This window comes from Streptomyces sp. SID4985, from assembly GCF_009863025.1.
Taxonomy (GTDB): Bacteria; Actinomycetota; Actinomycetes; order Streptomycetales; family Streptomycetaceae; genus Streptomyces.
This window is the reverse complement of record NZ_WWIR01000025.1, coordinates 1-25,626: the sequence shown is the minus strand read 5'-3', so window position 1 is coordinate 25,626 and position 25,626 is coordinate 1. Positions and strand designations below refer to the sequence as shown.

Genomic DNA, 25,626 nt, shown 5'->3' with positions numbered 1-25,626 from the left:
CCGCTGCCCGGCAGCGACCCCCGCGTCCTCGACAACCCCGCCCTCGCCGCCCTGACCGGTCCGCACGCCCACTTCGCCGAGCGGCGCGGCCGGGTCCTGCGCTACCCGGCGGACGTCACCCCGTGGCTCGCGCTGCCCGACGAGCCCGACGCGCGGGACTGGGCCGACGCCGCCGCCCTGAGCGGGCCCGGCGTGGAGGTACCGCTGCTCGGTTTCCGGGGGCAGGTGCCGGAAGGCTGGGAGGTCACCTTCCGGATCGAGGGCGTCCAGCTGGTGGACGACGGGCTCGTCACCACGCCCGAACCCGAGGCGGTACGGCTCGGCCCGGCCGACGTGCCCGAGATGCTGGACCTCGTCGAGCGCACCCGCCCCGGTCCCTTCCTGCCCCGCACCGTCGAACTCGGCACCTACCTGGGCATCCGCCGCGACGGCAGGCTGATCGCCATGGCAGGGGAGCGGCTGCACCCGCCGGGCTGGACCGAGATCAGCGCGGTCTGCACCGACCCGGCGTACCGGGGCGAGGGCCTGGCCACCCGCCTGATCCTCGCCGTGGCGCACGGCATCCGCGAACGCGGCGAGACGCCCTTCCTGCACACCGGCGCCGCGAACGCGACCGCCATCCGGCTCTACGAGTCCCTGGGCTTCCGGCTGCGCCTGCACACCACGTTCGGCGCCGCCCGCGCGCCCGAGCACCGGGCGGTACCGGTGGCATAGCGGTCCGGGTGCGCGGCCGGCGGCAGTCGTAGATCCGTCCGCCCCCGCCGGGGCCGCCGTCAGTCGGTCCCGGTCCCCGCCGTCCCGGCGTTGTACCGCTCCAGATAGGCCGCGAAGCGGACCAGATCCTCCTCCGGCCAGTCCGCGAGCCGTTCCCGGAACGCGGTGCGGCGGCTGCTCGTGACCTGGGCCAGGATCTCCCGGCCCGCGTCGGTCAGATGCAGCACCTGCACCCGGTGGTCCTCGGGATCGTGCCGCCGCTCGATCAGCCCGGCCCGCTCCAGCGCCGCGACCTGGCGGCTCACCGTCGACTTGTCGAGGGCGTAGTGGGCGGCCAGGTCGGTCGCCCGGCAGCCGTCGCGCTCCTCCAGATGCCCGAGCAGGGTGTACGACACGAGGGACAGCTCGGGGTGCATACGGCCCGCCGAAGCCCTGGCGCGACGGGCGAACGCCGTCATCTCGCGCTGGATCGTTTCCACCGCAGTCTCCGCCGCCGTCATGGGGTCCACCTCCACCGAACGCCTTCACCGCCGTCTGGTTGTATAGTACAACTTGAATCGAAGGTTGTATAAGCCAACTGTCGGAGGTCGTACCCGATGAAGTCCCCGGTGATGTCACCGGCCCTGCGCCATGTGCTCACGCATCTGCTCACCCCCCTGCTGATGTGCATAGGCATGGGGCTGGCCTATATGGGTGCGTTCGTCACCCCGGAGCCGCACCACATGCCGGTCGCCGTGGTCGGTACGGGACCGCGCACCGCCGTGTTCGCCCAGACCGTCAAGGACGCCGCCGGGGACAAGCTCGATGTGCGTACCGTTCCCGACCGCGCCACCGCCGTCGCCCTGCTGAAGTCCCGGCATGTCACCGGCGCCTATGTGCCCGGCGCACATACCCCCGAGCTCCTGGTGGCGAGCGCTGCCTCCGACATGGGTGCCACCGCTGTGGAAAAGGTCTTCACGCCGGTCGCCGCCCATGAGGGCGCCCCGCTCAAGGTCACCGACGTGGCCCCGCCCGTCCACGACGACCCCACCGGCCAGGGCCTGTTCTTCCTGCTGATCGCGGTCAGCATCGGCTCCTACGCCTCGGTCGCCGCCATCGGCGCCGCCGGTGCCGCGCTGCCGATGCGGGTGCGCGCGCTGCTCGCGGTCGGGGTGTCCGCCGCGGTCGCGGGCATCGGCGCCCTGCTCGCCGGACCGGTCTTCCACCTCGCCCACCACGCACTCGGCGCGGTGTGGGGCATGGCCTGGCTCTACTCGGCGGGCATCCTGCTCATCGGTGTCGGCCTGCACACCTTCCTCAAACGCTGGACCACGCTGACCATGATGGTCCTGTTCGTGATGCTGAACTTCACCAGCTCCGGCGGGCTCTTCCGGCCCGAGCTGCAGAACGGCTTCTTCGGCTCCCTGCACGCCTTCTGGAACGGCGCCGGGTTCGTCGAGGGTGTCCGCTCGCTGCTCTACTTCGGCGACGACGGCATCGGCCGCGACGTGTGGACCCTCGTGGCGTGGTTCGCCGTCGGCATCGTCGTCACCGCGCTCGCCGCCGCCTGGGAACGCTCCCGCGCCGCCCTGACCCCGGCCGCCGAGCCTCGTACCGCTCCCGTCGCCGAGAAGGCCGACCGGGAGGCAGAGCAGGACGCCGAGGAAGAGACCGAGGAGACGGTGGCCGTCTGAGCCACCCCCGTCCCGAGCACACCAACTCCCGTCTCCCGCAATCCCCTTACGGCAGCTCCGCCGCCCGGGCGATCAGCACCGCCACATCGTCGTGGTTCTCGGCGTCGTACAGCCGGTCGAGGAGGAGGTCGCAGACCTCCTCCAGGGGGCGGCCCGGGGTGTCCAGCAGGGAGAGCAGCAGGTCGAGCCGCTCGTCCAGGGAGTGGCAGCGGGTCTCCACCAGGCCGTCGGTGTAGAGGACCAGTTCGTCCCCCGGCTCGAAGGAGACCGTCACGGCGGAGAAGCCCACGTCGCCGACGCCGAGCGGCACCCCCGTGGGCAGGCGGAGCAGTTCCGGCGGGTGGCCGGGCCGTACCCGCACCGGTGGCAGATGTCCCGCGGAGGCGATCCGGCACTGGCGCAGCTTCGGGTCGTAGACGGCGTACACGCAGGTGGCGATGGAGTCGTCCAGCGCGGATGTGGCCTTGTCCAGGCGTTCCAGCAGGGCCGCCGGGTCCAGGTCGAGCGAGGCGAGCGTGATCGTGGCGGTGCGCAGCAGGCCCATGGCGGCGGCGGCGTTGATGCCGCTGCCCATCACGTCGCCGACCACCAGCGCGGTCTTGCCGCCCGCCACCGGGATGACGTCGAACCAGTCGCCGCCGACCTCTCCGGCCGCGCCCGCCGGCTGGTAGCGCGAGGCCACCTCCAGACCGGTCGTCTCCGGCGGACTACTGGGAAGCAGGCTGCGCTGGAGGGCGAGCGCGGTGTTGCGGGCGTTCTGGTACCAGCGGGCGTTGTCGATCTGCACGGCCGCGCGCGCCGCCAGCTCCCGGGCCAGCAGCACGTCGTCCTCGTCGAACGGCACCGGATTGCCCGTGCGCTTCAGATCCAGCGCGCCCAGCACCTCGCCCCGGGCGATCAGCGGCACCGCGAGGTAGGAGTTCAGGCCCGCGCGCCTCAGCAGTTCGGCTCCCTCGGCCGAACGGGCGATGCGCGGCAGGTCCTTGTCCGTCACGTGCCGCACCAGCACCACCTCGCCGGTACGGACACACTCGGTGACCAGCCGGTCCGGCGCGTACCGGGCGATGTCGCCGGGTGTGTCGGCGGCCCGTACCGCGTCACCGCCGTTCTCCGGGCGCACCGCGAGGGCCCGGATCACGGCCGTCTGGGTGGGGGTGAGCGTGCTGCGGCGCCCGTCGAGCACCGCGTCCAGCAGGTCGACGGCGGCCACGTCGGCCAGCACCGGCACCGCGACCTCCGCCAGCTCGCAGGCCGTGCGCTCCAGCTCCAGCGTCGTACCGATCCGGGAGGTCGCGTCCGCGATCACAGCCAGCCTGCGCCGCGCCGCCTCCACCTGCACGAACGCGCGATGCTGCTCGGTGATGTCGTCCAGGGAGAGGGCCACGCCGAGGACGTTGCCGCTGGAGTCCTCCAGGCGGTACAGCGACAGGGCCCAGGTGTGGTCCGCGTCCGGATCGGCCGGGGTGCGGCCGACGACGCCGAGGTCGATCACCGGTTCGCCCGTGCCGAGCACCCCGCGCGCCGTCTCCTCCAGGGTCTCGGCGTCCAGCAGCGGCAGCACCTCGCGTGGCGTACGCCCCTCGTGGCGATCGGCCGTGAGCCCGCTGAGCCGTTCCAGCGCCGGGTTGACCGACACGAACCGCAGTCCCGTGTCGAGCACGGCGAGCCCGATCGGCGCCTGGTGCACCATCCGCTCGGACAGCGCCACGTCCTGTTCGAGCCGCCGCACGGTCGACTGATCGGCGGCCAGCCCCAGCGCGTACACATCGCCCCGGTCGTCGAGGAGCCGCATGTTGCGGAACTCCACCAGCCGCGTGCTGCCGTCCTTGTGGCGGATCGGGAAGCCGCCGGCCCAGCTCTGCCCGGTGCTCATCACCGTGGCGAACAGCTCCTTGACCAGCTCCAGATGGCGTTCGTGCACCATCAGGCGGGCCGCGTACTGGCCCAGTGCCTCGTGTGCCGCGTAGCCGAACAGTTCCTCGGCCTGCGGGCTCCACAGCACGATCCGCCCGGTGGTGTCCAGGACCACCGACGCCACCCCGAGCACGTCGAGGAGCCCGCCGGGGCGCTCCGGACCCCGCTCGGACTCGCCGCCGTCCCTCGCGCCGGTCCCGGCCGTACTCATCCCACGCACCGCCTTCGCCCGTCCGCCCGGCACGCCGTCACCGGGACCGGCTCCCCTTGCTCCACCGTGCACATCGACTCTCCGCCGCCGTGGCCGTCTGACTCCACCATCTCTCAACCCGGGGCCGCGCGAACGTCGGCACCACCGCGTCCGTGACGCGCGGGACCGTGTCCGTGACACGCGGGACCGCGATCGTCTCCCGTGGCGACGCATGTCACACCCCGTTGTTCACACCACGTTCCCGGATTGGTATGTACATGCCCGTGCGGCCGGGCCAGACTGTCCGCCGACCGAATGTCCCACCCCCCTTTTTTTCTTCAAGGAGTCGGCCCATGCCCGCGCCCGCCCGGCTGCGCTGTCAAGCGTTAGCCACCGGCCTTGTCACCCTCGCCACCGCCGCCGTCATGTCCCTCGGCGCCACCCCCGCCTCGGCGGCGGACACCTGGACCGAGACCGGCTCCGACCGCGCCGAACCGCTGACCGAGAGCCAGGGGCTGACCTCCGTCGAGGTCCCGGCGAACAGCCCCAACCACTACACCGGCATCGGCACCATCCCGGTGGGTCTGTCGACCCGGGGCTGGAACCACGTCGGCGACCCGGACGCCTCGTACAACGGCTACTACATCGAGCCCTACCAGCGGGACTCCGGCAACTCCAAGATGTACCGGGTGCAAGCACCCGGCGGCGCCTGGTCGGAGTACGTCCACACGCTGGCTCCCGGCGAGGCCATCAACAACTCCTGGGACGCCGTCTCGCCCGACGGCCAGTGGATGCTCTCGGGGGAGTGGGGCACGATGAACCGCCTCCTGGTCTTCCCCACCCCCGGCATCAACGCCTCCACCTCGCCCTCGGCCGACCTGCCGCTCGCCTCCACCGTCCAGCTGGACCACCCGGTGCGCGACGTGCAGGGCTGCGACTTCTCCGGCCCGACCACGCTGCTCTGCTCCTCCGACGACCCGGAGGGCTCGCTGTTCGGCATGACCAAGCCGCTGCTCCAGATCGACCTGTCGGCGCAGCCGAACGGCAACGGCAACGTCTCCGGACACGTCACGGCCCTGCGCCAGCTGCCCCTGCGCAGCTCCTGCTCCGGGAACTTCGAGGCCGAGGGCATCGACTACGACCGCCGCACCGGCACCCTGCGGGTGATCGTGATGTCGCCCGGGTTCTGCGTGCTGACGGACAGCAAGACGTACAAGTTCACGCGCGGCTGACGGCCGTACGGGGCGCCACGGCCTCCTCTTGACGAGGTGGGCCGTGGCGCCCCTTTTTGTCGCTCCGCTCCTCGTGCGTGGCGAGCGCCCCTCGGGGTACCCGTCCGGCGGCACGGCCAGGGAAAGGAGCGGTCATGAGCAATCCGGAGCCGTCGCACCCGGAAAGCGTCTCGGTGGAGATCAGCGGATGCTCCAAGGAGGACGCCCGGGTGGTCTTCGACGTACTGAGCGCCTGCTTCGCCTCCGACCGGGACGCGGACGAGGTCCCGCAGCAACTCCACGAGACCCGTCCGATGGTGTGGCTCGGCACCTATGTCGTCACCGAGGCCCGCGAGGGCTGTGAGCCCGTCCGGCTCGACTCGTCCGTCCTCGCGGACGTGCAGGGCGGCTACTGGGCGGTGGACCGGTTCCGCCACGCCCTCGACGACATCTTCATCGTCGAGGAGACCGGCACCGCCTCCGGCGACCAGGAGCGCGAACTCCATCTGCGCCTGGAGAGCCGCTGACGCGGACCGAGGTACCCGTTCTCCGTACGCCCCGGCCGGTTCACGTACCGGCCGGGGCGAACTGCGCCTCGCCGTTCCCGAACGACCAGTCCACGGGCTCGTTCTCGGTCAGGGTGACGAGGACGTTACGGGGCTCGGTCCCCGCGTACGCCTCCGCCAGCTCGGCGATCCGCCGATAGAGGGCGCGCTTCTGGTCCGGGGTCCGCCCCGAGCGCATCGTGATCGCCACGAAGACGATCCCCTCGTCCCGGTGGATGCCCAGGAAGTCGTCGTAGCGCAGGGTGCCGTGCGTGCCGTCGTGGCCGGTGAGCACCTGGAAGCGGTCGTCGGGCGGTACGCCGAGCGTCTCGACCAGTGCCTCCTGTACGGCGCGGCCGAGCGCGTCCAGGCGGCCGGGGTCGACGCCGAGCGTGTCGATGCGGACGAAGGGCATGGGAGTTCCTTCCGTTGATGCCGCGATCATCTTGTGGGATGAGTGTACATACTAGTAGTTACAGAGAGGGTCGCTCTTTGTGCAACTAGTTGCACAAACCCCGGAGGTTGCTCTACAACAAAGGTCGACCGCGTTACGCACGGAGGGCCCGATGAGTCGTTACCCGCACCTGATGTCCCCGCTCGACCTGGGATTCACCACACTGCCCAACCGCGTGCTCATGGGCTCCATGCACGTGGGCCTCGAAGAGGCCGAGCGCGGGTTCGAGCGGATGGCCGAGTTCTACGCGGCCCGTGCGCGCGGGGGAGTGGGCCTCATCGTCACCGGCGGCATCGCGCCGAACGACGAGGGACGCCCGTACGAGGGCGGCGCCAGGCTCACCACCGAGGCGGAGGCCGATCAGCACCGGGTCGTCACCGACGCCGTGCACCGCGAGGGCGGCAGGATCGCGATGCAGATCCTGCACTTCGGCCGCTACGCCTACCACCGTGACCTGGTCGCCCCGAGCCCCCTCCAGGCCCCGATCAGCCCCTTCGTGCCGCGCGAACTCACCGACGCGGACGTCGAGCGGACCATCGAGGACTACGTCCGCGCCGCCCGCCTCGCCCGGCACGCCGGATACGACGGTGTCGAGATCATGGGCTCCGAGGGCTACCTGATCAACGAGTTCATCGCCTCCGGCACCAACCACCGCACCGACCGCTGGGGCGGCTCGTACGAGAACCGGATGCGGTTCCCCGTCGAGATCGTGCGCCGCGTCCGCGAGGCTGTCGGCGAGGACTTCGTCATCGTCTACCGGCTCTCCATGCTGGACCTGGTCCCCGGCGGCTCCACGCTGCCCGAGGTCGTCACGCTGGCCAAGGCCGTCGAGGCCGCCGGGGCGAGCATCATCAACACCGGCATCGGCTGGCACGAGGCCCGCATCCCCACCATCGCCACCTCCGTGCCGCGCGGCGCCTACACCTGGGTCACCAAGAAGCTCATGGGCGAGGTGTCCGTCCCGCTGGTGACCACCAACCGCATCAACACCCCCGATCTCGCCGAGCAGTTGCTCGCGGACGGCGTCGCCGACATGGTCTCCGTGGCCCGCCCGATGCTCGCCGACCCCGACTTCGTCGCCAAGGCCGCCGCGGGCACCCCGGAGGCCATCAACACCTGCATCGGCTGCAACCAGGCATGCCTGGACCACACGTTCAGCGGCAAGATCACCTCCTGTCTGGTCAACCCGCGCGCCTGCCACGAGACCGAACTCGTGCTCTCCCCGACCCGGCTGCGCAAGCGCGTCGCCGTCGTCGGCGCCGGTCCGGCCGGGCTCGCCTGCGCCGTCACCGCCGCCGAACGCGGCCACGCCGTCACCCTGTTCGACGCCGCGAGCGAGATCGGCGGCCAGCTCAACGTCGCCCGCAAGGTCCCCGGCAAGCAGGAGTTCGACGAGACCCTGCGCTACTTCCGCCACCAGCTCGCCGCCCACGGCGTCGACGTACGCCTGAACACCCGCGTCACCGCCGACGACCTCGGCGACCACGACGAGATCGTGGTCGCCACCGGCGTCACCCCGCGCACCCCCGACATCCCCGGTGCCGACCACCCGACCGTCCTCGGCTACCTCGACGTGCTGCGCGACGGCGCCCCCGTCGGCGACCGCGTGGCCGTGCTCGGCGCGGGCGGCATCGGCTTCGACGTCGCCGAGTTCCTCACCGACGGCGGCCACAAGGCGAGCGAGGACCCCGCGACGTACTTCCAACACTGGGGCGTCGACACCGACTACGCCGCCCCCGGCGGCCTCACCGCCCCGAGCCGCCCCGCGCCCCCGCGCACCGTCCACCTCCTCCAGCGCAAGACCAGCAAGGTCGGCGCCGGGCTCGGCAAGACCACCGGCTGGATCCACCGCACGGAGCTGAAGCACCGGGGCGTCACCATGGTCCCCGGCGTGCGCTACGACCGCATCGACGACGCCGGACTCCACATCACCGTCGACGGCGAGAGCACGGTCCTGGAGGTGGACACGGTGGTGCTGTGCACCGGCCAGGAACCGCGCCGCGACCTCTACGACACGCTGATCGCCGCCGGGCGCAACGCCCACCTCATCGGCGGCGCCGACGTCGCGGCCGAACTCGACGCCAAGCGCGCCATCAAGCAGGGCACCGAACTGGCGGCGAGCCTGTAGGGGCCACCGGCCGTCTCCCTAGGATGAGCCCCATGTCACTCCCGCACGCCATCCTCACCGCTCTGCTGGAGAAGCCGTCGTCCGGCCTGGAACTGACCCGCCGCTTCGACAAGTCGATCGGCTACTTCTGGTCCGCGACGCATCAGCAGATCTACCGTGAGCTGGGCAGACTGGAGTCCGAGGGGTTCATCCGCGCGCTGCCGTCCGAGCAGCCGGCCCGTGGGCAGAAGAAGAGCTACGAGGTCCTGCCCGCGGGCCGCGCGGAACTGGCCCGCTGGACCGCCGCCGCCCAGGACCCCAAGCCCCTGCGGGACACGCTGTTGCTGCGGCTCCGGGCGGCGGCGGTCGTCGGCACGGCGGGCCTCGAAGCCGACCTGCGCCGCCATCTGGAGCTGCACAGGCGGCAGTTGGCGGAGTACGAGGAGATCGAGCGGCGCGATTTCCCGCCCGGCCGCGACACCCCCGAGGATCGGCTCCGGCATCTGGTGCTGCGCGCGGGGATCGACCTGGAGACCTTCTGGACGGGGTGGCTCATGGGGGCGCTGGAGGAGGTCGCGGCGTTGTCCGGGGAACCCTCGGACGGCACGCCGGGCTGAGCCTGGCGTCAGTAGTACCGCCGACGCGGCTTCGGGCGGCGCAGGAACCAGGCCGCCGCGATGATCCCCGATCCCGCCAGGCCCGCCCCGATGCCCAGGGTGACCGGGCCGTAGTCGCTCACGGCACCGCCGAGTCCGCCCGCCACTCCACGGGAGGGCAGCACAGCGGCACGAGACGCGGTCGCCGTACCGCGCGAGGGAGTTGCCGTGGTGCGGGAAGGTGCCACGGCACCGCGGGAGGGAGTCGCCGTACTCCGCGAAGGCGCCGCCGCGCTGCGGGACGGTGTCGCCGGGGGTCTGGAGGTCGCGGAGATCGTCGGCGCGGAGGCCGCCCCCACGGTGATGGTCCGGGTGCCCGCGCTGATGCCGTTGGCGCAGATCACCATCACCGTGTACGTCCCCGGGCCCACCCCCGACCAGGCCGCGGACTGGCTGCCGGCCGTGCCCGACAGCGCCGACCGCACCCCCTGTTCGAAACTCGACTGACCGCCGAAGAGCAGCGAGGCGTTGCCCCAACTCCCCTTGGTCTGGGTGGCGCAGGCGCTGGTGGACACCGAGACTATGGAGCCGTTGGCGCTCACGGAGATGCCGGAGACGGCGGCGGACGGCCCGGCGAACAGGACCGGCAGTGCGGCGGCGCCCGCCAGGGACAGGCCGGTACGGAACAGGGGTCGAGGATTGCGCATGGCTGGCCTCCGGCGGCGGGGTCGGCGGTACGTCCCGTGCGCCGCCGAGATCGGAAACGTCCGTGCTGCCTCAACGGCAGCAAACGCGGCCCCCGACCGCGCCGCACCCGCAGCGCGCCCGCACAGGTGACGGACTGGGCCGTCCGGTGCGGGAGTTCCACGCGGGCACCTTCTCCCGTTCTCCCGGAGGATCAGCCCTTCGCGCCGGTCGTCACCGTCCGCTCCGCCGACAGCCCGCCCCAGGTGCCGTCCGGCAGCCTCGCCCGCAGCCGTACCCGGTGCCCGGTCCCCGCCTCCTGCCCGGCGTAGAAGCTGTAGCGTGCCCGGCCGCGCGGCGGCTCGCCGCCCCACACCAGGGACGTGGCCGATGTGCCGTCGAGCCATATGTCGTACTCGGTGATCACCCCGTCGACGCGCGGCGGGTTCCAGGCCAGGTCGATGTAGTACGCGTCGCCGGACCGGTGGGTCCCGGCGGTGAAGTCCGTCGGCGCGGTGCCCCGGCCGTCGTCGGTGCCCGGAGTGGCCAGCCGGACCGGGGTGCCCGCGGGCGAGAGGTTGCCCGCCGCGTCCCGGGCCCGGACGGTGAACGTGTACCGGGTGCCCGGCCGCAGCCCCGTGACCACGGTCGCGGTCAGGGTGCCGTCCACCGTGTGGATCTCGGTGCCGCCCTGGAAGACGACGTAGGACCGCACACCCCGGTCGTCCCGCGCAGCCGCCCAGGACAGCCGGACCGCCTTGCTGCCCACCGGCCGCCCCGCCATGTGCCCCGGCCGGGTCGGCGCCGAGCGGTCGGCGGCCACCGCGGCGGGCGTCCGCGCCCGGACCGCGCGGCTCGGCGGACCGACCCGGCCCTCGGCGTCCCGCGCCCGCACGGTGAAGACATACAGGGTGGACGGCTTGAGCCTGGTGACGTCCACCATGTGCTGCGAACCCGGCACTTCCACGACCTTTGTGGTGCCGCGATATACCTCGTAGGTGTGGGTGCCGGTCCGCTCCGCGAAGGCGTTCCACATCACGTGCACGCTGGTGGCGCTTCCCGCCATGGCTGTGACGCCCATAGGGGCACCCGGTGCCCGGCCGTCGTCGCCGTCACCACCGGCCGCCCGGCCGCAGGAGACGGTCAGCGTCAGTGCCGCGCTGATCAGGAGAGGGCGGAGAAGCCGGAGAGAAACACATCGCACGGTGCTGCCTCCCGGGGGACGGCGTCACGGCAAAGGTCCGGACCAATATGCCCGTCGGGGCGGTTCACGGCAAGGGGGTGCGGTGGTGAGCGCATGGGGAGTTACGTATGCTGAGGACACCCTGTGGCTGAACTCCCCCGGAAACGGGTGGAGTTCACTGGGGCGCGGACACGCTGTCGTCGCCGGAGCCGCGCCGACGCGGGCGGCCGGGGCGAGCCGAGGAAGGCTCGGACCCCGGCCCCCGCCGGTCTCCGGCCGAGTGTCAGGACGCTGCTCCATCCGGCCCCAAGCGGGCGGCCGAGCACGCCGGTCCGCACCCCCGTTGTGCATGGTGGGCCGGAATGTCCCCCACGAAAGGGTCCACAGAGTGCGTGTCCGGACGCTGACGCTGGCCGCCACAGGCGTTGCCCTTCTTGCCCCGACCGCGTATCCCGCCGCCGCATCCCTGCCGTACCCGAAGCGTGTCGTGTTCCATGAGGAGGGCGGACCGAGCGCCGCCCAACTGCGGCGCGCGGTCCGCGGATGCGACCAGATCTCGCGCGGCCGGTACCGCCAGGACGCCGGAACCCCGGCCCGGGTCCGGATCTGCGGCACGCGCGGCGCGGTCCACTGGAAGGCGGACCTGGACATCGACTGCGACGGACGGCCCACCGCCCACTGCAACCGCCGTACCGACCCCACCTTCGCCGCGACCACCGCCTTCCAGCAGTCCGACGGCCGGATGCTCAACGCCGAGAAACTGCCGTACATCGTCGTCCCGCCCGCAGGACCCCGCTGGAACCACCGCGCCCACGGCATCCGCGGCGGCTCCGTCGCCGCCGTGCTGTACCGGAACCGGCTCACGTACGCCGTCGTCGGCGACACCGGCCCCCGCGACGTCATCGGCGAGGCGTCCTACGCCACCGCCCGCGCCCTCGGCATCGACCCCAACCCCCGCTACGGCGGCGCCCCTTCGGGCGTCACCTACATCGTCTTCGAGCACGCGCGGGCGTGGCCCATCGAGGACCACGGGGCGGCGGTGGTCCTCGGTGAACGGCTGGCCCGGCGGCTTGTCCGGCACGCGGGCTGAGGGGGCAGGGCGGGGCAGGTCGTGACGGCTCGGTGCGGTGCGGTGCGGTGCGGTGGCGGTGGCGGCTCGGTTCGCGGGAGGGGTGCCGTAGCGGCCGCGGCCGTGGCTGCCGTACGGCCCGCGCGGGACTGCCGTACCGGCCGTCGCCGTGCGCGGGGGCTCTCACACCTTCCGGTAGCCGTACGCCTCCTCGGCCGCAGCCGCCACCCCTGCCAGGTCCGCGCCCGTCGCCGCCGTCACCACGGCGGCCACCGCGCCCTCCAGGAACGGGGCGTCCACCAGGCGGGTGTTCTCGGGGAGTTCGTCGCCCTCCGCGAGGAGTGCCTTCACGGTGAGGACGGCGCTGCCGAGGTCGGTGAGGACGGCGACCCCGGCGCCCTGGTCCACGGCGGCGGCAGCGGCGCCGATCAGCTCGGCGCTCGTCCCGAGACCGCCGTCCTCGGTGCCGCCCGCCGCCGCGACGGGCACCGACTCGGCCCCGCCCGCGAGCCCCTTCGCCAGCTCGGCCACCGACTCCGCGACCCCGGCGCTGTGCGACACCAGCACGATCCCGACCAGACTGTTGTCACTCACCGGACGCCTCCGCCGTCTCCGCGAGCGCCGCGATCAGCAGGGCCGACGACGTGGCGCCCGGGTCCTGGTGACCGATGCTGCGCTCGCCCAGATAACTGGCCCGCCCCTTGCGGGCGAGCAGGGGCGTGGTGGCCACCGCGCCTTCCTCGGCGGCCGACCGCGCGGCCGCGAAACCGTCGCCGAGCGCGTCCACGGCCGGGACGAGGGCGTCGATCATGGTCTTGTCGCCGGGCGCCGCGCCGCCGAGGGTCCGCACTCCTTCCACCCCGGCCCGCAGCGCCTCGGCCAGCTGCTCCTCGCTCACCTCGTCGGCGTCGCCGAGCGCCTTGCCCGCCCGGCGCAGCAGCGTGCCGTAGAGCGGTCCGGAGGCGCCGCCGACCGTGGATATCAGCCGACGCCCGGCCAGCGTCAGCACCCCGCCCGGGGTGTCCGGCGCCTCCTTCTCCAGGACGGTGACCACGGCCGCGAAGCCGCGCTGCATGTTGCTGCCGTGGTCGGCGTCACCGATGGCCGAGTCGAGAGCGGTGAGCCGGCTCGCCTCCCGGTCGATGGACGAGGCGGCCGCCGTCATCCAGCGGCGGAAGAAATCGGCGTCGAGCACTGGGCCTCCTTGGACGGGCGGGACGGTCGGGACACCAGGTGTGCGGGTGCGAGTGGGGGACGCGCGGCTGCGCCGGTCACATCCCCCACCGCAGGGCCGGGGTCTTCACCGGCGCGTCCCACAGCCGCAGCAGCTCCTCGTCGGCCTGGCAGAGGGTCACGGAGGCGCCCGCCATGTCGAGGGAGGTGACGTAGTTGCCGACGAGGGTACGGGCCACCGCGACGCCCCGCTCCGAGAGCACCCGCTGCACCTCGGCGTTGAAGCCGAACAGCTCCAGCAGGGGGGTGCCGCCCATGCCGTTGACCAGGAGCAGTACGGGGCTGCGCGGCGGCATGTCCTCCAGGATGGCGTTCACCGCGAAGTCCGCGATCTCGCCGGAGGTCATCATCGGACGCCGCTCGCGGCCCGGCTCGCCGTGGATGCCGATGCCCAACTCCAGCTCGCCGGGCGGCAGATCGAAGGTCGGAGAGCCCTTGGCCGGGGTGGTGACGGCGCTCAGCGCGACACCGAAACTGCGCGCGTTCTCGTTCACCTTGCGCCCGATCGCCTCCACCCGCTCCAGCGGCTGCCCCTCGGCCGCCGCGGCCCCGGCGATCTTCTCGACGAACAGCGTCGCGCCGGTACCGCGCCGCCCGGCGGTGTACAGGCTGTCGGTCACCGCCACGTCGTCGTTGACCAGCACCTTGCCGATCTGAATGCCCTCGTCCTCGGCCAGCTCGGCCGCCATGTCGAAGTTCAGCACGTCACCGGTGTAGTTCTTCACGATGAACAACACCCCGGCCCCACTGTCCACGGCCGCCGCAGCCCGGGCCATCTGATCCGGCACCGGCGAGGTGAACACCTCACCCGGACACGCCGCGGACAGCATTCCCGGCCCGACGAACCCCCCGTGCAACGGCTCGTGCCCCGACCCCCCGCCCGACACCAGCCCCACCTGCCCGTCGACAGGCGCGTCCCGCCGCACGACGATCCGGTTCTCCACGTCCACCGTCAGATCCGGATACGCGGCCGCCATACCCCGCAGCGCATCCGCCACCACGGTCTCCGGGACGTTGATCAACATCTTCATCGGTATCTCCTGGTGAGGCTGGCTGATGGCCCTCAGGGCAGCGTTCTTGCTGGTCAGGCCAGGTTTGCGCGCTTTTCGATCGTGGCGGTCCGTGGTGGTCGGGAACGGGTTCCGGCGGTACTGATGCCGCCTGGACGCCGACTTTGCTGACGGGTCATCAGGAGCCGGTCGATGTCGGTTCAGCTGCGGTCGCAGCCCTACTGTGGGCAGTATCGACCTTGTGGCGGCGAAGGTCACGTGGAGTGCGGAAGGTCGCTGTGATTACCTCCGGGTATCGGTCCTGTGGGTCGTGAGAGCTACGCCAAGCATCGCCGCGTAGCCGCGTACGTGCTCGGCTTGCAGGCACCCTCGCGTGCGCGGACTCTGGCCGCTGACGTGCCTGCGCAGCGAAATCGACGTTGTGGGCTGCTGACGCCCATGGCGGCCATACGGGCGACTTTGACGCGGAGGCTTGCGTCTCCGCGTGCAGAGTCGAACCGTCGTACTCCCTGCTGATCGCCTCCTGGAGCTGAGGCAACGCCCCGCCCAGGCCTGCCGCGCTCTCGCCGCCATCCGACACGAAGGCCGCCAGGCAGACCAGGTGTCCCGCGCCGCGCACCCCGGTGATCACCGACCCGCCATGGGAGTGACCGAGTACCACCGGAGGTTCCTTCAGCGAGTCGACGGCAGCCTGCACCGCCGCTGTGTCCGCTGGCAGCGAGCCCCGGTGGAGCTCAGGAACGACAACCTCGGTTCCCGCGGTCCGCAAGCGTTCCGCCACCACGGCGAAGTGCTCGGGGCAGTGATACAGGCCGTGCACGAGCACCACGGCGGTCAATACACCCACCTCTCAGGTCGGTGTCAGGCCAGTGAGGGTAGCTCCGATCCGTGGTTCTCGCTGGGGTGGGCGCGGAGAGCCCGCTCGGTGACCGCCTCGACCAACTCGTGGTCGAGCACGGCGGCACAGGTCGCTCCCGTCCCGGCCGCCGTGATCGCCTGGCCCGTGGATCGAACACGTTCCCGATGGCCCGGAGACGGGGGTGCCTCTATGTTCTTCGTCAAGCGGTCGGCACGAGGTTCGATCTTCTTCACGGGGCGTGAGACTGTCTGGTCGTGCCAGAGATGATGAGTGGGTGGGAGGCGGTCTTCGCTGAGGCGTCGTCCCCCTCCTGGATGCGACGTGTTCGTGCTGGGCGTGACCTTGCTTCCTGCGCTGATGTTCCTGAGGCTGCGGAAGTGCTGGTGGGGCTGCTGCTGGACGTCGAGGACACGGCAGTGACTCGACAGACGGCAGAGGCTCTGGCCCAGGTGGGGACGGTGGCCGCAGTGAAGCTCATCGCTCTTGCGGTCGCCGAGGCCGACGGTAACCAGGCTGACTGGCTGCAAACCGGGGTGCATGACGCACTCGTGGGACCGGACGGTGTGCCTGACGTCGCAGCGGCCTGCGGGCAGTTGGCCCAGGACCCGGAAGAAGCTGTCCGGCGGGGTGCCACGGAGATCTTGGCGTGGACAGACGAGACAAGGCGTTGACGACGGGCCTGTGGCCTGCTTCATGCAGCCGTCGCTTGGGGACACGGGGTTCGTAGGGGTCGTTGCGGAGCATTGCGAAGAGGACGCTGATGCGGTGGCGGGCGAGGCGGAGAAGAGCTTGCGTGTGGGTCTTTCCGCGGGCCCGGCACCGGTCGTAGTAGGTGCGTCTGTCTCTGCCTCGCGGCGCGTGTTCGCCATGGGTTGAGGTCCCCGACGACTTGGTCGTGGGGCGAGTCCGGCGTAGGAGGCGGGCTGGTCGACGATGACGAGTACGGTGCCGAACTTCGCGGGTGTCGTACGCGCGCATCCACGTTATGCAGACCTGCCGCCCGGGAGCTGTCCGGCATCGCACCGGACCGGACGGTGGCCGGACCTCTCATCAGCGTCTCCGACGGCACCTTCCGGGCCCGGTGACATGCCCCCAGGTCATGTCTCCGACAGGAGGACACAGTCATGCCGGGCTCGGAGGCCAGCGGCCCTCTTGCGCATGACGGGGGCTGATGCGCCCGGCGGGGCCGTTGCACAGCGAAGCCCGCCCAGGACAACACCGTTCGGGACCCTGCTCAGGAGAAGGGACAGCCCTGTTGCCTGAAGTATCGGCCCGTCGGCGCGTTCTGCTCCGCGGAGTGCACCGACGTCGGGCAGGGGCGTTGCCCGAGATGGTCTGTTTCAGGATGCCTTTTGGTCGGCGGGCTTCTCGATCTCGGTGGTCACCCGTGATCGCCGGAAGAGCACCGGGAGCCACAGGAGACATGCCAGCAGGGGGACCGCGGCGTAGGTGGCCATGCCCACGCTGGAGCCCAGCCCGTCCATGAGCGTGCCGAGGACGAGGTAGCCGATGCCGATGAGTGCCGACTGCACGAATGTGATCATCCACCGCGTCCGCGCCGCGGATCTCGGGCACCCGTGACATCAGCACCACCACGGCCAGGACGAGGCAGGCCGCCGAACCGCCGTAGACGAACCCCCAGGAAAGTTGCCGCAGTTGGCCGCCGAGGGCGATGGCGACTCCCGAGGTGACCGTCCCGAGCGTGGTGAACCGGGACTTGACCTGACGTAGTCGGCCGTTGCACCACGACGCACGAGCGGGTCGTACAGCAGGGCGGTGTCCGAACCGGACATACATGCCATGCCCACGCCCTGCCCGATGAACAGCGCCAGGAAAACCCAGTAGTTGGAGAACGCCACCTGGCCGAGCAGACATCCGGCCACCAGCACCTGGCCGATCACGATGCCGGCACGCCTGCCGATCCGGTCGGCGATGACTCCCGTCGGCAACTCCGCGAGTCCGCTGACCAGGTGGAGCAGCGTCTGAAGCAGGGCCACTTGCCCGGCGGAGAAGCCTCGTTGCTGGAGGAAGAGGACGAATACGCCGCGCTGGAACAGTGTGTTGGCGAGGACGGCGTATACGTAGAACGGGCGCGTGACGCTTCGTGCCGCATCGTCGACCGCGGCGGATCTGCCGAGGGCATCCTTGGTGCCGGTCATGCTGCGGGCTTCCCCTTGAGCGTGAGGCGTCGATGATCATGGGAGGCTGCGGTCTCCGAGCCGGGTCGAGTGGCCCGAGGCGCGCTTCGGGCCACTGAGGCAGTTCACCCTCGCCAACTCCCACCACCCCAACCACACCGTCCATACCCGCGAGCTGCACCGATACCTCCGCTGGCGCAACACCAACGCCCGTCACCCCGACGTGCTGGCAGCCCAACGCCGCGAACGCACCCGGATCCGCGGGGAGAAGGGCATCCGCCGGGTAGGACGCCCCCTGGCCACAGCGGCCCGACCGTCCTGGCGCGGCGGTCACAGAGGCACACAGCCGGACGCCGATCAGCTGACATGCGCGATGGCCCGTGCACACTCCATCGACTCGGCATGCGTGGTGTCCACCTCCAGGGCGTAGACCATGCCCCGGTGGACCACATCCGCCGGGGAGGCCGCCATGCCGATGACCCGATCACCTCGTGCGACCTCACGGCCTGCGGCAACGCTCGAAACGGATTTCCGCGAACGCTGCACCGCCTGCCACAACCTGATGAACCTTCCCGGTCGGAGCACTACCGACGGCAGCGCAAAGCGCTAGCTGCCGGTGCAGCGAAAGTCCTCTCCTGGACCCAGCGTAGGTGCCGTGCAGGGTGCTGCGTCTGGCGATGGCGGGCACGATGCCTCGGGTGGCCCGGGTCGGTTGGCGACGGGCCTGTCCGGACCCCCGTGGCACGGTCCGGCCACCCGATCCCGAGGTGGACGGCAGGCCGCACACGGCACGCCCGATTCCGAGGGCAGTAGATTGGCCACACCTCAGAACCATCTGCGCAGTTCGTCTGCATGTACGTAGTCGCCGGTGGGGGGCCGCAAGCCCCCGCCGGGCTCGTCGCGGCACCCTGGGGTGTGGGAGGACGGGAGAGAATGTCGGACAAGCGTGGGGGCGAGCGGCGTGCGCACGGCGCGCTGGTCGCGGATGTGCTGGCGGTGCTGTGGGAGGCCGGGAGGCCGATGACCGCGCACGAGGTCAATGCCGCGCTCGGCCAGGGGCTGGCCAGGACGACGATGGCCACCACCCTGATCCGCCTCTACGAGAAGGGCACGCTGCGCCGTACCCCCGCGGGACGCGGTTTCGCGTACGAGCCGGTGGAGGACGCGGCAGGGCTGGTCGCCGACCGTATGCGCCGCGAGCTGGAGAGCGAGCCCAGGCGTGACCTGGTGCTGAAGCGGTTCGTGTCCGGTCTGTCCGAGGGCGACGAGGCGACGCTGCGCCGTCTGCTGCTCGACACCGAAGCCGAGGACGAGGACAACCCCGAGGACGACCCTGAGTGACCTGCGTACTGGTCCTCGTCGCGGTGACCTCCGGGATGGTGCGGGCGCTGAAGGCGGGCGAGCGCGAGGTGCTGCTCGCCCATGAGCGGGCCCATCTGGCCGGACGCCATCACCTGCTGTCGGCGGTGACCGATCTCGCCACCGTGATCCACCCCGCCCTCCGGGGGCTGCGCGCGTCGCTGGCCTTCCACCTGGAGCGGTGGGTCGACGAGGGGGCCGCCGCTGTCGTCGGCGACCGGCGGCTGGCGGCCGCGGCCATCGCGCGGATCGTTCCCCTTCGGCCACACCACCACCTCGGCGATGGCCGCGGGACTCCTCGTCCGTCGCCCGCCCGCGTACCGGCTGTGGATGGGGCTGACCGTCGCGTGGGCCGTCGCGGTGGGGGTGAGCCGGGTGTGGCTGGGCGTCCACTGGGCCACTGATGTGGTCGGCGGCTGGTCGCTCGCCGCGGTGTGGACGTCGTCGGCCGCTCTGATCACAGCAGGTGTCTGCAGGGTGCGCGCGGATGGCACCGGTTGATCAGGTCAGGTTGATCAGGTCAGGCCGGGATCGACATGGCCTTGCCCGTCTCGGCGTACGTCTTGAGGTTGGACAGGACGAAGCTCCAGCCGCCCGAGATCTGGCGCAGTTCCTGCTCGTCGCGCAGGTTGACGTGCGTGACCGTGAGCTGGACGGTGTCGCCGTACGGCTTGAGCTCGAAGGTCACCCGGGACGGCCCGTGGGGGCGCTCCTCGTCGGGGCCGGCCCAGGTCAGTACCAGGCGGCGCGGCGCGTCGATCTCGACCACGGTGCCGACGACGTCGTCGATGCCGGACTCGTCCAGGCGGCGGTGCGCCCAGGGGGAGCCGGGCTGCCAGTCGGAGACGTTGTGGTGGAACCAGTACGCCGCCGTCGCCTCGGGGTCCATGAGGTACTCCCAGACCTTCTCCGGGGTGGCGGCGATGTAGGTGGTGTGGACGAACTCGGGGCGCGGCTCGTTCTCGGCGCTCATGGCGGCCTCTGCTTTCTGTTTCAGTGCGCTCAGCGCGTCCAGCCGTGGCTGGTCGAAGGCGCTGATCCACCGCTCCTGGATCTCGTGGAGCGGTACGGGGTTGAGGTAGTGCAACTTCTCGCGGCCCCTGCGGACCGTGCTGACGAGGTGGGCGGCCTCCAGCACCCCGAGGTGCTGGGTCAGTGACTGCCGGGCCATCTGCACGCTCTCGCACAGCTCGCCCAGCGTCCGGCCGTTGTTCTCGCGCAGCTTGTCCAGCAGGAACCGCCTGGTCGGATCGGCCAGGGCCTTGAAGACCCGATCCATCTCGCTGCTCACACCTTCAATAATGCAGGTAAATGCCTGCATGTCAAAGCGGGCTGCGCGCCGCCGGGTGGCACTCCCCGTCAGTCGTGGTCCGACTTGGTCAGCGCCTCGGTGATCAAGCGGGTGGCGAAGTTGCGGTCGTCGGTGATCCGGTTGATGCGCTCCGCGAGCAGGACGGCCGTCGCTTCCAGGGGATTCATCTCGGCGTCGGTCCAGCGCCCGTACTGCGCGCGCCACAGGTTCGGGCTCAGGCCGTTGCCGGCGGCGATGACCAGGCCCGCCATGGTGGGGATGACTTCCGGGCGGAAGGTCTTGGGCATCATGGCCATCGTGCCCACGAACGTGGGCACCACGTACTCGATGACGTCCTCGTCGTGGTCCTCGCAGGCCGAGCGCAGCCAGCGCATGTACATGTAGATCAGGGTGCAGACGCCGTCCAGCAGGGCGTCGACTCCCGAGGGGCCCAGGGATGCGGCGAACTGGCCGACCATCTCCTGTTGTTCGGCGTCGGTCTCGGTCCTGTCGTCGTAGATGGCCTGGAGCCGGGAGTCGATCATCATGAGCGCCGCGCCCACATCGCCGACGGGCGCGTACTTCGGGTCACAGGGTGATGACACAGGACTGCTCCTCAATGGAACGCAGCGGGCAAAACGGCCTGCCCGTACGGTAGTCCGCCCAGAAGAGGAGGGTCCGGCGAATGCCGATGCTCGACCACATGGAGTGCACCCCGTCAGGGGACCAGCGGCCCGGCCAGCACCTCCAGCCCCGCCGTACGGTCCCCGGCCCAGGTCACCGATCCGGTGTCCCGGGGCGTGCGCCCCCACAGCATCAGCAGCAGGTCCTCGGCGGTGCCCGAGACCTCCGCGACCGGCTCACCGGGTCCGTAGGTCCAGTGGCGGCCGGAGTCGGTGGCGGTGATCCGTACGGCCTGCCCGGGACGGGCGGCGCCCCCCTTGGCGACCATGCGGGGCGCCATGGTGTCGAAGACCTCGGCGACGCCGTCGGCGGCGAGCGCCGGGTCCATCGGTGTCGCCGCACCGAGCGCGTGCTCGGCGTCCCACCGGTGCATCAGCGTCTCCTGGGCGCGGCGCCGACGCCAGAACCCGACCGTGCGCGGCGGCGAGAACGTCCACGCCCCGGTCGAGGGATCGACCGACAGCGCCTCCACGAGCGCCTCCGCCGTCCCGGCGTACCAGTCCTTGAGGGCGGCCCGGTCGCGCGGTGCGGCACCCTCGTCGTAGCCACGGCCGTGCCCCTCCCGCACCGCCGTGACGACCCAGAGGTTCCCCGCGCCCATGTGCGCGGCCAGATCCACCAGGCGCCAGTCGCCGCAGTGCTCGACCGGAGCCGACACATCACCGTCCAACGCGGCGCCGAACGCGTCCAGTTCACGTCGAAGTTCAACCAGGTAGTCCACGGGGTCAACGTACAGCCCACCGCCCGCGCGGGACGGGGACGGTTCCCGCACGGCCCCGATCCCCAGGACCTGGGGACTCCGCACCTCCCCGCACACGACTGCCCACCCCGGCCACGCTCCGCGCCCGCCGCGGACTCTGTTTGCGCGCCGGTCCGGCGTGTGACACCTTCGCTGTGGAGGCACTCCCTCCGGATGATTGTGGTGCCGAATCCGAGCACGGGCATTCCGATCGAGCGCTGTCCGTGGTCTGTCCGCAGGGCGTGAATCGAAACAGCCACGGAGGACCGAGCCGGTATGACAACCTCGCGCGTTCCGCTGTCGATCCTCGACCTCGTGCCCGTCGCCTCCGGCACCGACACGACCACCGCGCTCAACCAGTCCGTGGAGCTGGCGCGGCTCGCCGACTCGCTCGGATATCACCGGTACTGGTACGCCGAGCACCACAACGTCGTCACGTTCGCCTCCTCGGCGACCGCGCTGCTCATCGGCCGGGCCGCCGAGCACACCGAGCGCATCCGACTCGGCTCCGGCGGCGTGATGCTGCCCAACCACAGCCCCCTGATGGTGGCGGAGTACTACGGCACGCTCGCCGAGATGTACGGCGACCGCATCGACCTCGGACTCGGCCGCGCCCCCGGAACCGACCCGACCACGGCCGCCGCGCTGCGCCGGGGTGCCGCCGCCACCGACACGTTCGTCGAGGACGTCGTCGAACTGCACCGCTACCTCGGCTCCCGCGACACCGCACCGGGATCGGTGAAGGCGCTGCCCGGCCGGGGCACCGAGGTGCCGCTCTGGATGCTCGGGTCGAGCCTCGACGGCGCCGCCGTCGCCGCCTACCTGGGCCTGCCATACGCCTTCGCCTCGCACTTCGCGCCCCAGCTGCGGCACCAGGCGCTGACGCTGTACCGCTCACGCTTCTCGACGGAGTTCAGCACCGCCGAGATCAAGCGGCCGTACGCCATGGCGGGCGTCAACGTGCTCGTGGCGCCGACCGACGACGAGGCGCGTTTCCTGTTCACCACCGCCCAGCAGATGGCCGCGGGCATCTACACCGGCCGGCGCGGCCCGCTGCCGCCTCCGGTCGAGGACCTGGCGGCCGTGCTCAGCCACGAGGTCGCGCACTTCGTGGACGACTTCCAGCAGGTGCGCGCGGTCGGGTCCCCGGAGACGGTCGTCGCCGAACTGGCGGCGATCGTCGCGGACCTGGAGGTGGACGAACTGATCATCACCACTTATACGCACGACCCCGCGCACCGGTCGCGTTCCTTCGCGCTGCTCGCCGAGGCGTGGGGTCTGGACAGCCACGCCGAGTGAGTCGAGGAAGCGAGGGGCGATCATGGCAAGGATCCTGATGGTGCTGTCGGGCGTCGACTACTGGACGCTCGACAACGGCGACAAGCACCCGTGCGGTTACTGGGCCGAGGAGTTCGTGGTGCCGCACCGCGTCCTGAGCGAGGCGGGGTTCACCGTGGACATCTCCGCCCCCGACGGCGGCAAGCCCGTGCCCGACCCGGTGAGTCTCAAGCCCGAGGTCGCCGGGCCCAAGGCGCCCGAGTACGCCGCGTACATCAAGGACCACACCGCGGAACTGGCGAGCCCGCTGCCGTTGTCCGAGGTCGACGTGGACCTGTACGACGCGATCTTCATCCCCGGTGGTCACTCCCCGATGGAAGACCTCGCGTACGACCCCGATCTCGGCCGGATCCTCCAGGAGGCCGAAGCCGTCAAGAAGATCATCGCACCGGTCTGTCACGGCCCCGCCGGGCTGCTGTCGGCGAACCTGCCCGGTGGCCGCTGGCTCTTCGAGGGCCGCACCATGGCCGCGTTCAGCAACGAGGAGGAGAGACTCAACGGCACCGCGGGACACGCCCCCTGGCTGCTGCAGAACATGATCACGGCGCGCGGCGGCACGGTCGAGGACGTCAAGGCGTGGGACCCGCACGTCATCGTCGACGGCAACCTGCTCTCCGGGCAGAACCCGGCCTCCGCCGGGCCGCTGGCCGAGAAGGTCATCTCTGTGCTCAACAGCCGCTGAAATCAACCCAGTTCGTACGACTGGGCGCCCGCGCCCGCGAGGTTTCCCCCGTCGACGATGAGGTACTCCTCGCACATCGGGCGCCCCTCGAAATAGCACTGCAGGATGTCGAGGGTGCCCGCGGCATAACGTGCCTGCGCGGACAGGGTCGTTCCGGAGATGTGGGGCGTCATGCCATTGAACTGCATGGTGCGCCAGGGGTGTTCGAGCGGCGCGGGCTCGGGATACCAGACATCCCCCGCATAGCCCGCGATCCGGCCGGACTTGAGAGCCTGTACGACGGCGTCCCGGTCCACAAGCCTCGCGCGCCCGCAGTTGATGACGTACGTCCCGCGCTTCATCTTGCCGAACATCTCCGCGTCCAGCATGTTCTCCGTCGAGGGGTACAGCGGCAGTTGCAGGCTCACGATGTCGATGTCGCGGATCATCGACTCCAGATCGGGATGGTAGGTGAGTCCCAACTCCCGCTCGATCTGCGGGTCGAGCGGGTGGCGCTGGTGGTAGTGCAGCTCCAGACCGAAGGGCTTCAGCCGCTCCAGTACGGCACGCCCGATCCGACCGGCCCCGACCGCGCCGTACTTCATCCCCTGGACGTCGTAGCCGCGCTCCACGCAGTCCGCGATGTTCCACACGCCACCGGCCGAAATGGTGTGCGCCGGAAGGTAGTTGCGGACCTGGGCCAGGATCATCATGACCGTGTGCTCGGCCACGCTGATGCTGTTCGAGCCCGTGACCTCGGCGACGGTCACATGCGCCTCCGCGGCGGCCTTCAGATCGACGTGATCGGAGCCGATCCCCGCCGTGAGCGCCAGCTTCAGCTTCGACGCCTTGGCGATGCGCTCCTTCGTGAGATACGCCGGCCAGAACGGCTGCGAGATGACGACATCGGCCTCGGGCAGATATTTCTCGAACTCGGACTGCTCGCCGTCCTTGTCGCTCGTCACGATGAATGTGTGACCGAGCTTCTCCAGGTAGCTACGCAGTCCGAGTTCACCCGAGACGCACCCGACGAGTTCACCCGGTGTGAACCCGAGCGGGCCCTCGGGGGCGGGAGCCTGCCGACCGTTCACATACCAGGGGACCTCCGGGATCTCGTCCCGGGCGTAGACCGGCGGATATCCGGACTGCGGGTCGGGATAGAGCACACACAGAATCGTCGACATCAGCAGACCTTTCGCGGTGTTGACGCGGTTAGCGTGAGGTGAGCAGCACCTTGCCGATGTGGCTTTCGTCCATCACGCGGTGCGCCTCGGCGGCGTCGGTCATGGGCAGTTCGCGGTCGATGACGGGCCGTACCTTCCCCGCCGCGATCAGCGGCCAGACGTGTTCGCGTACGCCCGCGACGATGGCGGCCTTCTCCTTCAGCGGCCGCGACCGCAGCGAGGTCGCGGTGACGGCGCCCTCCTTCATCAGCAGGGCGGCGATGTTCAGCTCACCCTTGGTGCCGCCCTGGAGGCCGATGATCGCGAGGCGTCCGTTGACGGCGAGGGCCTGCACATTGCGGTCGAGGTAGTCACCGCCGCCCATGTTGTCGAGGATGACGTCGGCGCCCGCGCCGTCGGTGGCCCGCTTGATCTCGGTGACGAAGTCCTGCTCGTGGTAGTTGATCAGGATGTCGGCGCCCAGCTCGGCACAGAAGTCCAGCTTCGCCTTCGACCCGGCCGTCACCGCGACCCGGGCGCCGATGGCCCTGGCCAGCTGGATCGCCATCGTCCCGATGCCACCGGCCCCGCCCTGCACCAGCAGCACCTCACCGGCCCGCAGATGGGCGACCATGAAGACGTTCGACCACACCGTGCACGCCACCTCGGGCAGCCCCGCGGCCTCCACCAGACTGACGCCCTTGGGCACGGGCAGCAGCTGACCTGCCGGAACGGCGACCTTCTCGGCGTACCCGCCACCCGTGAGCAGCGCGCACACCTCGTCGCCGACGGACCAGCCGGAGACGCCGGG

Annotated in this window: 28 protein-coding genes and 4 pseudogenes; 14 read left to right on the top strand and 18 right to left on the bottom strand. The window is 71.0% G+C overall.

Annotated elements, in window-relative coordinates; all coding sequences use genetic code 11:
• Window positions 1–3 precede the first annotated feature (3 nt).
• A complete protein-coding gene (locus tag GTW40_RS01005) occupies window positions 4–714 on the top strand; it encodes a GNAT family N-acetyltransferase (RefSeq protein ID WP_161178233.1) in 711 nt (236 codons plus the stop codon).
• Window positions 715–773: 59 nt separating this feature from the next.
• Here the strand turns inward: GTW40_RS01005 and GTW40_RS01000 are convergent, their stop codons facing one another.
• Complete coding sequence (locus GTW40_RS01000; protein WP_161178229.1) at window positions 774–1,214, bottom strand: MarR family winged helix-turn-helix transcriptional regulator; 441 nt, start codon at window positions 1,212–1,214, stop codon at window positions 774–776.
• 96 nt (window positions 1,215–1,310) lie between these two features.
• Here GTW40_RS01000 and GTW40_RS00995 point away from each other — a divergent pair, with 96 nt between their 5' ends.
• Window positions 1,311–2,387: a hypothetical protein gene (locus GTW40_RS00995; protein ID WP_202485191.1), complete on the top strand. Its 1,077-nt coding sequence runs from the start codon at window positions 1,311–1,313 to the stop codon at window positions 2,385–2,387.
• Window positions 2,388–2,433: 46 nt separating this feature from the next.
• On the opposite strand, the gene GTW40_RS00990 is transcribed toward GTW40_RS00995, so the two are convergent.
• Window positions 2,434–4,512: a SpoIIE family protein phosphatase gene (locus tag GTW40_RS00990; protein WP_161178228.1), complete on the bottom strand. Its 2,079-nt coding sequence runs from the start codon at window positions 4,510–4,512 to the stop codon at window positions 2,434–2,436.
• A gap of 332 nt (window positions 4,513–4,844) precedes the next feature.
• Here GTW40_RS00990 and GTW40_RS00985 point away from each other — a divergent pair, with 332 nt between their 5' ends.
• On the top strand, window positions 4,845–5,723 hold the full coding sequence (locus tag GTW40_RS00985) for a hypothetical protein (protein ID WP_161178227.1): 879 nt from the start codon (window positions 4,845–4,847) through the stop codon (window positions 5,721–5,723).
• A gap of 134 nt (window positions 5,724–5,857) precedes the next feature.
• Window positions 5,858–6,229: a hypothetical protein gene (locus tag GTW40_RS00980; protein WP_161178226.1), complete on the top strand. Its 372-nt coding sequence runs from the start codon at window positions 5,858–5,860 to the stop codon at window positions 6,227–6,229.
• A 40-nt stretch (window positions 6,230–6,269) separates the two neighbouring features.
• Here the strand turns inward: GTW40_RS00980 and GTW40_RS00975 are convergent, their stop codons facing one another.
• A complete protein-coding gene (locus GTW40_RS00975; RefSeq protein WP_161178225.1) occupies window positions 6,270–6,662 on the bottom strand; it encodes a tautomerase family protein in 393 nt (130 codons plus the stop codon).
• 151 nt (window positions 6,663–6,813) lie between these two features.
• Here GTW40_RS00975 and GTW40_RS00970 point away from each other — a divergent pair, with 151 nt between their 5' ends.
• Both GTW40_RS00970 and GTW40_RS00965 read left to right on the top strand, forming a co-directional pair.
• Window positions 6,814–8,829 (top strand): NADPH-dependent 2,4-dienoyl-CoA reductase, encoded by a 2,016-nt coding sequence (locus GTW40_RS00970; RefSeq protein WP_161178224.1) that lies wholly within the window; start codon window positions 6,814–6,816, stop codon window positions 8,827–8,829.
• 32 nt (window positions 8,830–8,861) lie between these two features.
• Window positions 8,862–9,425: a PadR family transcriptional regulator gene (locus GTW40_RS00965; protein WP_161178223.1), complete on the top strand. Its 564-nt coding sequence runs from the start codon at window positions 8,862–8,864 to the stop codon at window positions 9,423–9,425.
• A gap of 8 nt (window positions 9,426–9,433) precedes the next feature.
• Here the strand turns inward: GTW40_RS00965 and GTW40_RS00960 are convergent, their stop codons facing one another.
• Entirely contained in the window at window positions 9,434–10,111 is a 678-nt protein-coding gene (locus GTW40_RS00960; protein ID WP_161178222.1) for a hypothetical protein, read from the bottom strand.
• 191 nt (window positions 10,112–10,302) lie between these two features.
• Complete coding sequence (locus tag GTW40_RS00955) at window positions 10,303–11,253, bottom strand: fibronectin type III domain-containing protein (RefSeq protein ID WP_343245586.1); 951 nt, start codon at window positions 11,251–11,253, stop codon at window positions 10,303–10,305.
• A gap of 406 nt (window positions 11,254–11,659) precedes the next feature.
• Between GTW40_RS00955 and GTW40_RS00950 the strand changes: the two genes are divergently transcribed.
• Window positions 11,660–12,361, top strand: a complete 702-nt coding sequence (locus GTW40_RS00950; RefSeq protein ID WP_161178220.1) for a glycoside hydrolase family 75 protein — start codon at window positions 11,660–11,662, stop codon at window positions 12,359–12,361.
• 162 nt (window positions 12,362–12,523) lie between these two features.
• Here the strand turns inward: GTW40_RS00950 and GTW40_RS00945 are convergent, their stop codons facing one another.
• From GTW40_RS00945 to GTW40_RS32905, 4 genes are all read right to left on the bottom strand, one after another.
• The gene (locus GTW40_RS00945) at window positions 12,524–12,934 is read right to left on the bottom strand and encodes a PTS fructose transporter subunit IIA (RefSeq protein WP_161178219.1); all 411 of its coding nucleotides are present in this window, start codon (window positions 12,932–12,934) and stop codon (window positions 12,524–12,526) included.
• Entirely contained in the window at window positions 12,927–13,535 is a 609-nt protein-coding gene (gene dhaL, locus GTW40_RS00940) for a dihydroxyacetone kinase subunit DhaL (RefSeq protein ID WP_161178218.1), read from the bottom strand. The genes GTW40_RS00945 and dhaL overlap by 8 nt, the downstream gene beginning before the upstream one ends.
• Window positions 13,536–13,611: 76 nt before the next feature.
• Window positions 13,612–14,604, bottom strand: coding sequence for a dihydroxyacetone kinase subunit DhaK (dhaK, locus tag GTW40_RS00935; RefSeq protein ID WP_161178217.1), 993 nt, complete (start codon window positions 14,602–14,604; stop codon window positions 13,612–13,614).
• Between the two features lie 157 nt (window positions 14,605–14,761).
• Window positions 14,762–15,421, bottom strand: coding sequence for an alpha/beta fold hydrolase (locus GTW40_RS32905; RefSeq protein WP_237525263.1), 660 nt, complete (start codon window positions 15,419–15,421; stop codon window positions 14,762–14,764).
• A gap of 404 nt (window positions 15,422–15,825) precedes the next feature.
• Between GTW40_RS32905 and GTW40_RS00925 the strand changes: the two genes are divergently transcribed.
• On the top strand, window positions 15,826–16,113 hold the full coding sequence (locus GTW40_RS00925) for a hypothetical protein (RefSeq protein ID WP_161178216.1): 288 nt from the start codon (window positions 15,826–15,828) through the stop codon (window positions 16,111–16,113).
• A 34-nt stretch (window positions 16,114–16,147) separates the two neighbouring features.
• Here the strand turns inward: GTW40_RS00925 and GTW40_RS00920 are convergent.
• The 3 genes and pseudogenes from GTW40_RS00920 to GTW40_RS00915 all read right to left on the bottom strand — a co-directional run.
• A pseudogene (locus GTW40_RS00920) lies at window positions 16,148–16,362 on the bottom strand (IS110 family transposase); the annotation flags it as partial.
• Between the two features lie 420 nt (window positions 16,363–16,782).
• Complete coding sequence (locus tag GTW40_RS32900; RefSeq protein WP_237525262.1) at window positions 16,783–16,974, bottom strand: hypothetical protein; 192 nt, start codon at window positions 16,972–16,974, stop codon at window positions 16,783–16,785.
• A 51-nt stretch (window positions 16,975–17,025) separates the two neighbouring features.
• Window positions 17,026–17,601, bottom strand: a complete 576-nt coding sequence (locus GTW40_RS00915) for an MFS transporter (protein ID WP_237525261.1) — start codon at window positions 17,599–17,601, stop codon at window positions 17,026–17,028.
• Window positions 17,602–17,677: 76 nt separating this feature from the next.
• Between GTW40_RS00915 and GTW40_RS33665 the strand changes: the two are divergent.
• Window positions 17,678–17,887, top strand: a pseudogene (locus GTW40_RS33665) (IS630 family transposase); the annotation flags it as partial.
• A gap of 50 nt (window positions 17,888–17,937) precedes the next feature.
• Here GTW40_RS33665 and GTW40_RS00910 read toward each other — a convergent pair.
• A pseudogene (locus GTW40_RS00910) lies at window positions 17,938–18,102 on the bottom strand (chloramphenicol phosphotransferase); the annotation flags it as partial.
• Window positions 18,103–18,513: 411 nt separating this feature from the next.
• Between GTW40_RS00910 and GTW40_RS00905 the strand changes: the two are divergent.
• The 3 genes and pseudogenes from GTW40_RS00905 (at window position 18,514) to GTW40_RS00895 (ending at window position 19,440) form a co-directional block, all read left to right on the top strand.
• Window positions 18,514–18,921, top strand: coding sequence for a BlaI/MecI/CopY family transcriptional regulator (locus GTW40_RS00905; protein WP_161178215.1), 408 nt, complete (start codon window positions 18,514–18,516; stop codon window positions 18,919–18,921).
• A pseudogene (locus GTW40_RS33495) lies at window positions 18,918–19,058 on the top strand (M48 family metalloprotease); the annotation flags it as partial. The gene GTW40_RS00905 and the pseudogene GTW40_RS33495, both read left to right, overlap by 4 nt.
• 163 nt (window positions 19,059–19,221) lie before the next feature.
• A complete protein-coding gene (locus tag GTW40_RS00895; RefSeq protein WP_161178214.1) occupies window positions 19,222–19,440 on the top strand; it encodes a phosphatase PAP2 family protein in 219 nt (72 codons plus the stop codon).
• Between the two features lie 19 nt (window positions 19,441–19,459).
• Here the strand turns inward: GTW40_RS00895 and GTW40_RS00890 are convergent, their stop codons facing one another.
• From GTW40_RS00890 to GTW40_RS00880, 3 genes are all read right to left on the bottom strand, one after another.
• Window positions 19,460–20,218 (bottom strand): metalloregulator ArsR/SmtB family transcription factor, encoded by a 759-nt coding sequence (locus GTW40_RS00890; protein ID WP_161178231.1) that lies wholly within the window; start codon window positions 20,216–20,218, stop codon window positions 19,460–19,462.
• A gap of 80 nt (window positions 20,219–20,298) precedes the next feature.
• Window positions 20,299–20,835 carry a hypothetical protein gene (locus GTW40_RS00885; RefSeq protein ID WP_161178213.1) on the bottom strand — a complete coding sequence of 179 codons (537 nt, stop codon included), beginning with the start codon at window positions 20,833–20,835 and terminating at the stop codon, window positions 20,299–20,301.
• A gap of 113 nt (window positions 20,836–20,948) precedes the next feature.
• Complete coding sequence (locus GTW40_RS00880; protein ID WP_161178212.1) at window positions 20,949–21,635, bottom strand: maleylpyruvate isomerase family mycothiol-dependent enzyme; 687 nt, start codon at window positions 21,633–21,635, stop codon at window positions 20,949–20,951.
• 294 nt (window positions 21,636–21,929) lie between these two features.
• Between GTW40_RS00880 and GTW40_RS00875 the strand changes: the two genes are divergently transcribed.
• The gene (locus tag GTW40_RS00875) at window positions 21,930–22,952 is read left to right on the top strand and encodes an LLM class flavin-dependent oxidoreductase (protein ID WP_161178211.1); all 1,023 of its coding nucleotides are present in this window, start codon (window positions 21,930–21,932) and stop codon (window positions 22,950–22,952) included.
• Between the two features lie 22 nt (window positions 22,953–22,974).
• Complete coding sequence (locus tag GTW40_RS00870) at window positions 22,975–23,673, top strand: type 1 glutamine amidotransferase domain-containing protein (protein WP_237525260.1); 699 nt, start codon at window positions 22,975–22,977, stop codon at window positions 23,671–23,673.
• A 2-nt stretch (window positions 23,674–23,675) separates the two neighbouring features.
• On the opposite strand, the gene GTW40_RS00865 is transcribed toward GTW40_RS00870, so the two are convergent.
• Together GTW40_RS00865 and GTW40_RS00860 are read right to left on the bottom strand one after the other, a co-directional pair.
• Window positions 23,676–24,836 (bottom strand): NAD-dependent formate dehydrogenase, encoded by a 1,161-nt coding sequence (locus GTW40_RS00865; RefSeq protein WP_161178210.1) that lies wholly within the window; start codon window positions 24,834–24,836, stop codon window positions 23,676–23,678.
• A 28-nt stretch (window positions 24,837–24,864) separates the two neighbouring features.
• A partial coding sequence (locus GTW40_RS00860) for an NAD(P)H-quinone oxidoreductase (protein WP_161178209.1) occupies window positions 24,865–25,626 on the bottom strand: 762 nt, incomplete at its 5' end.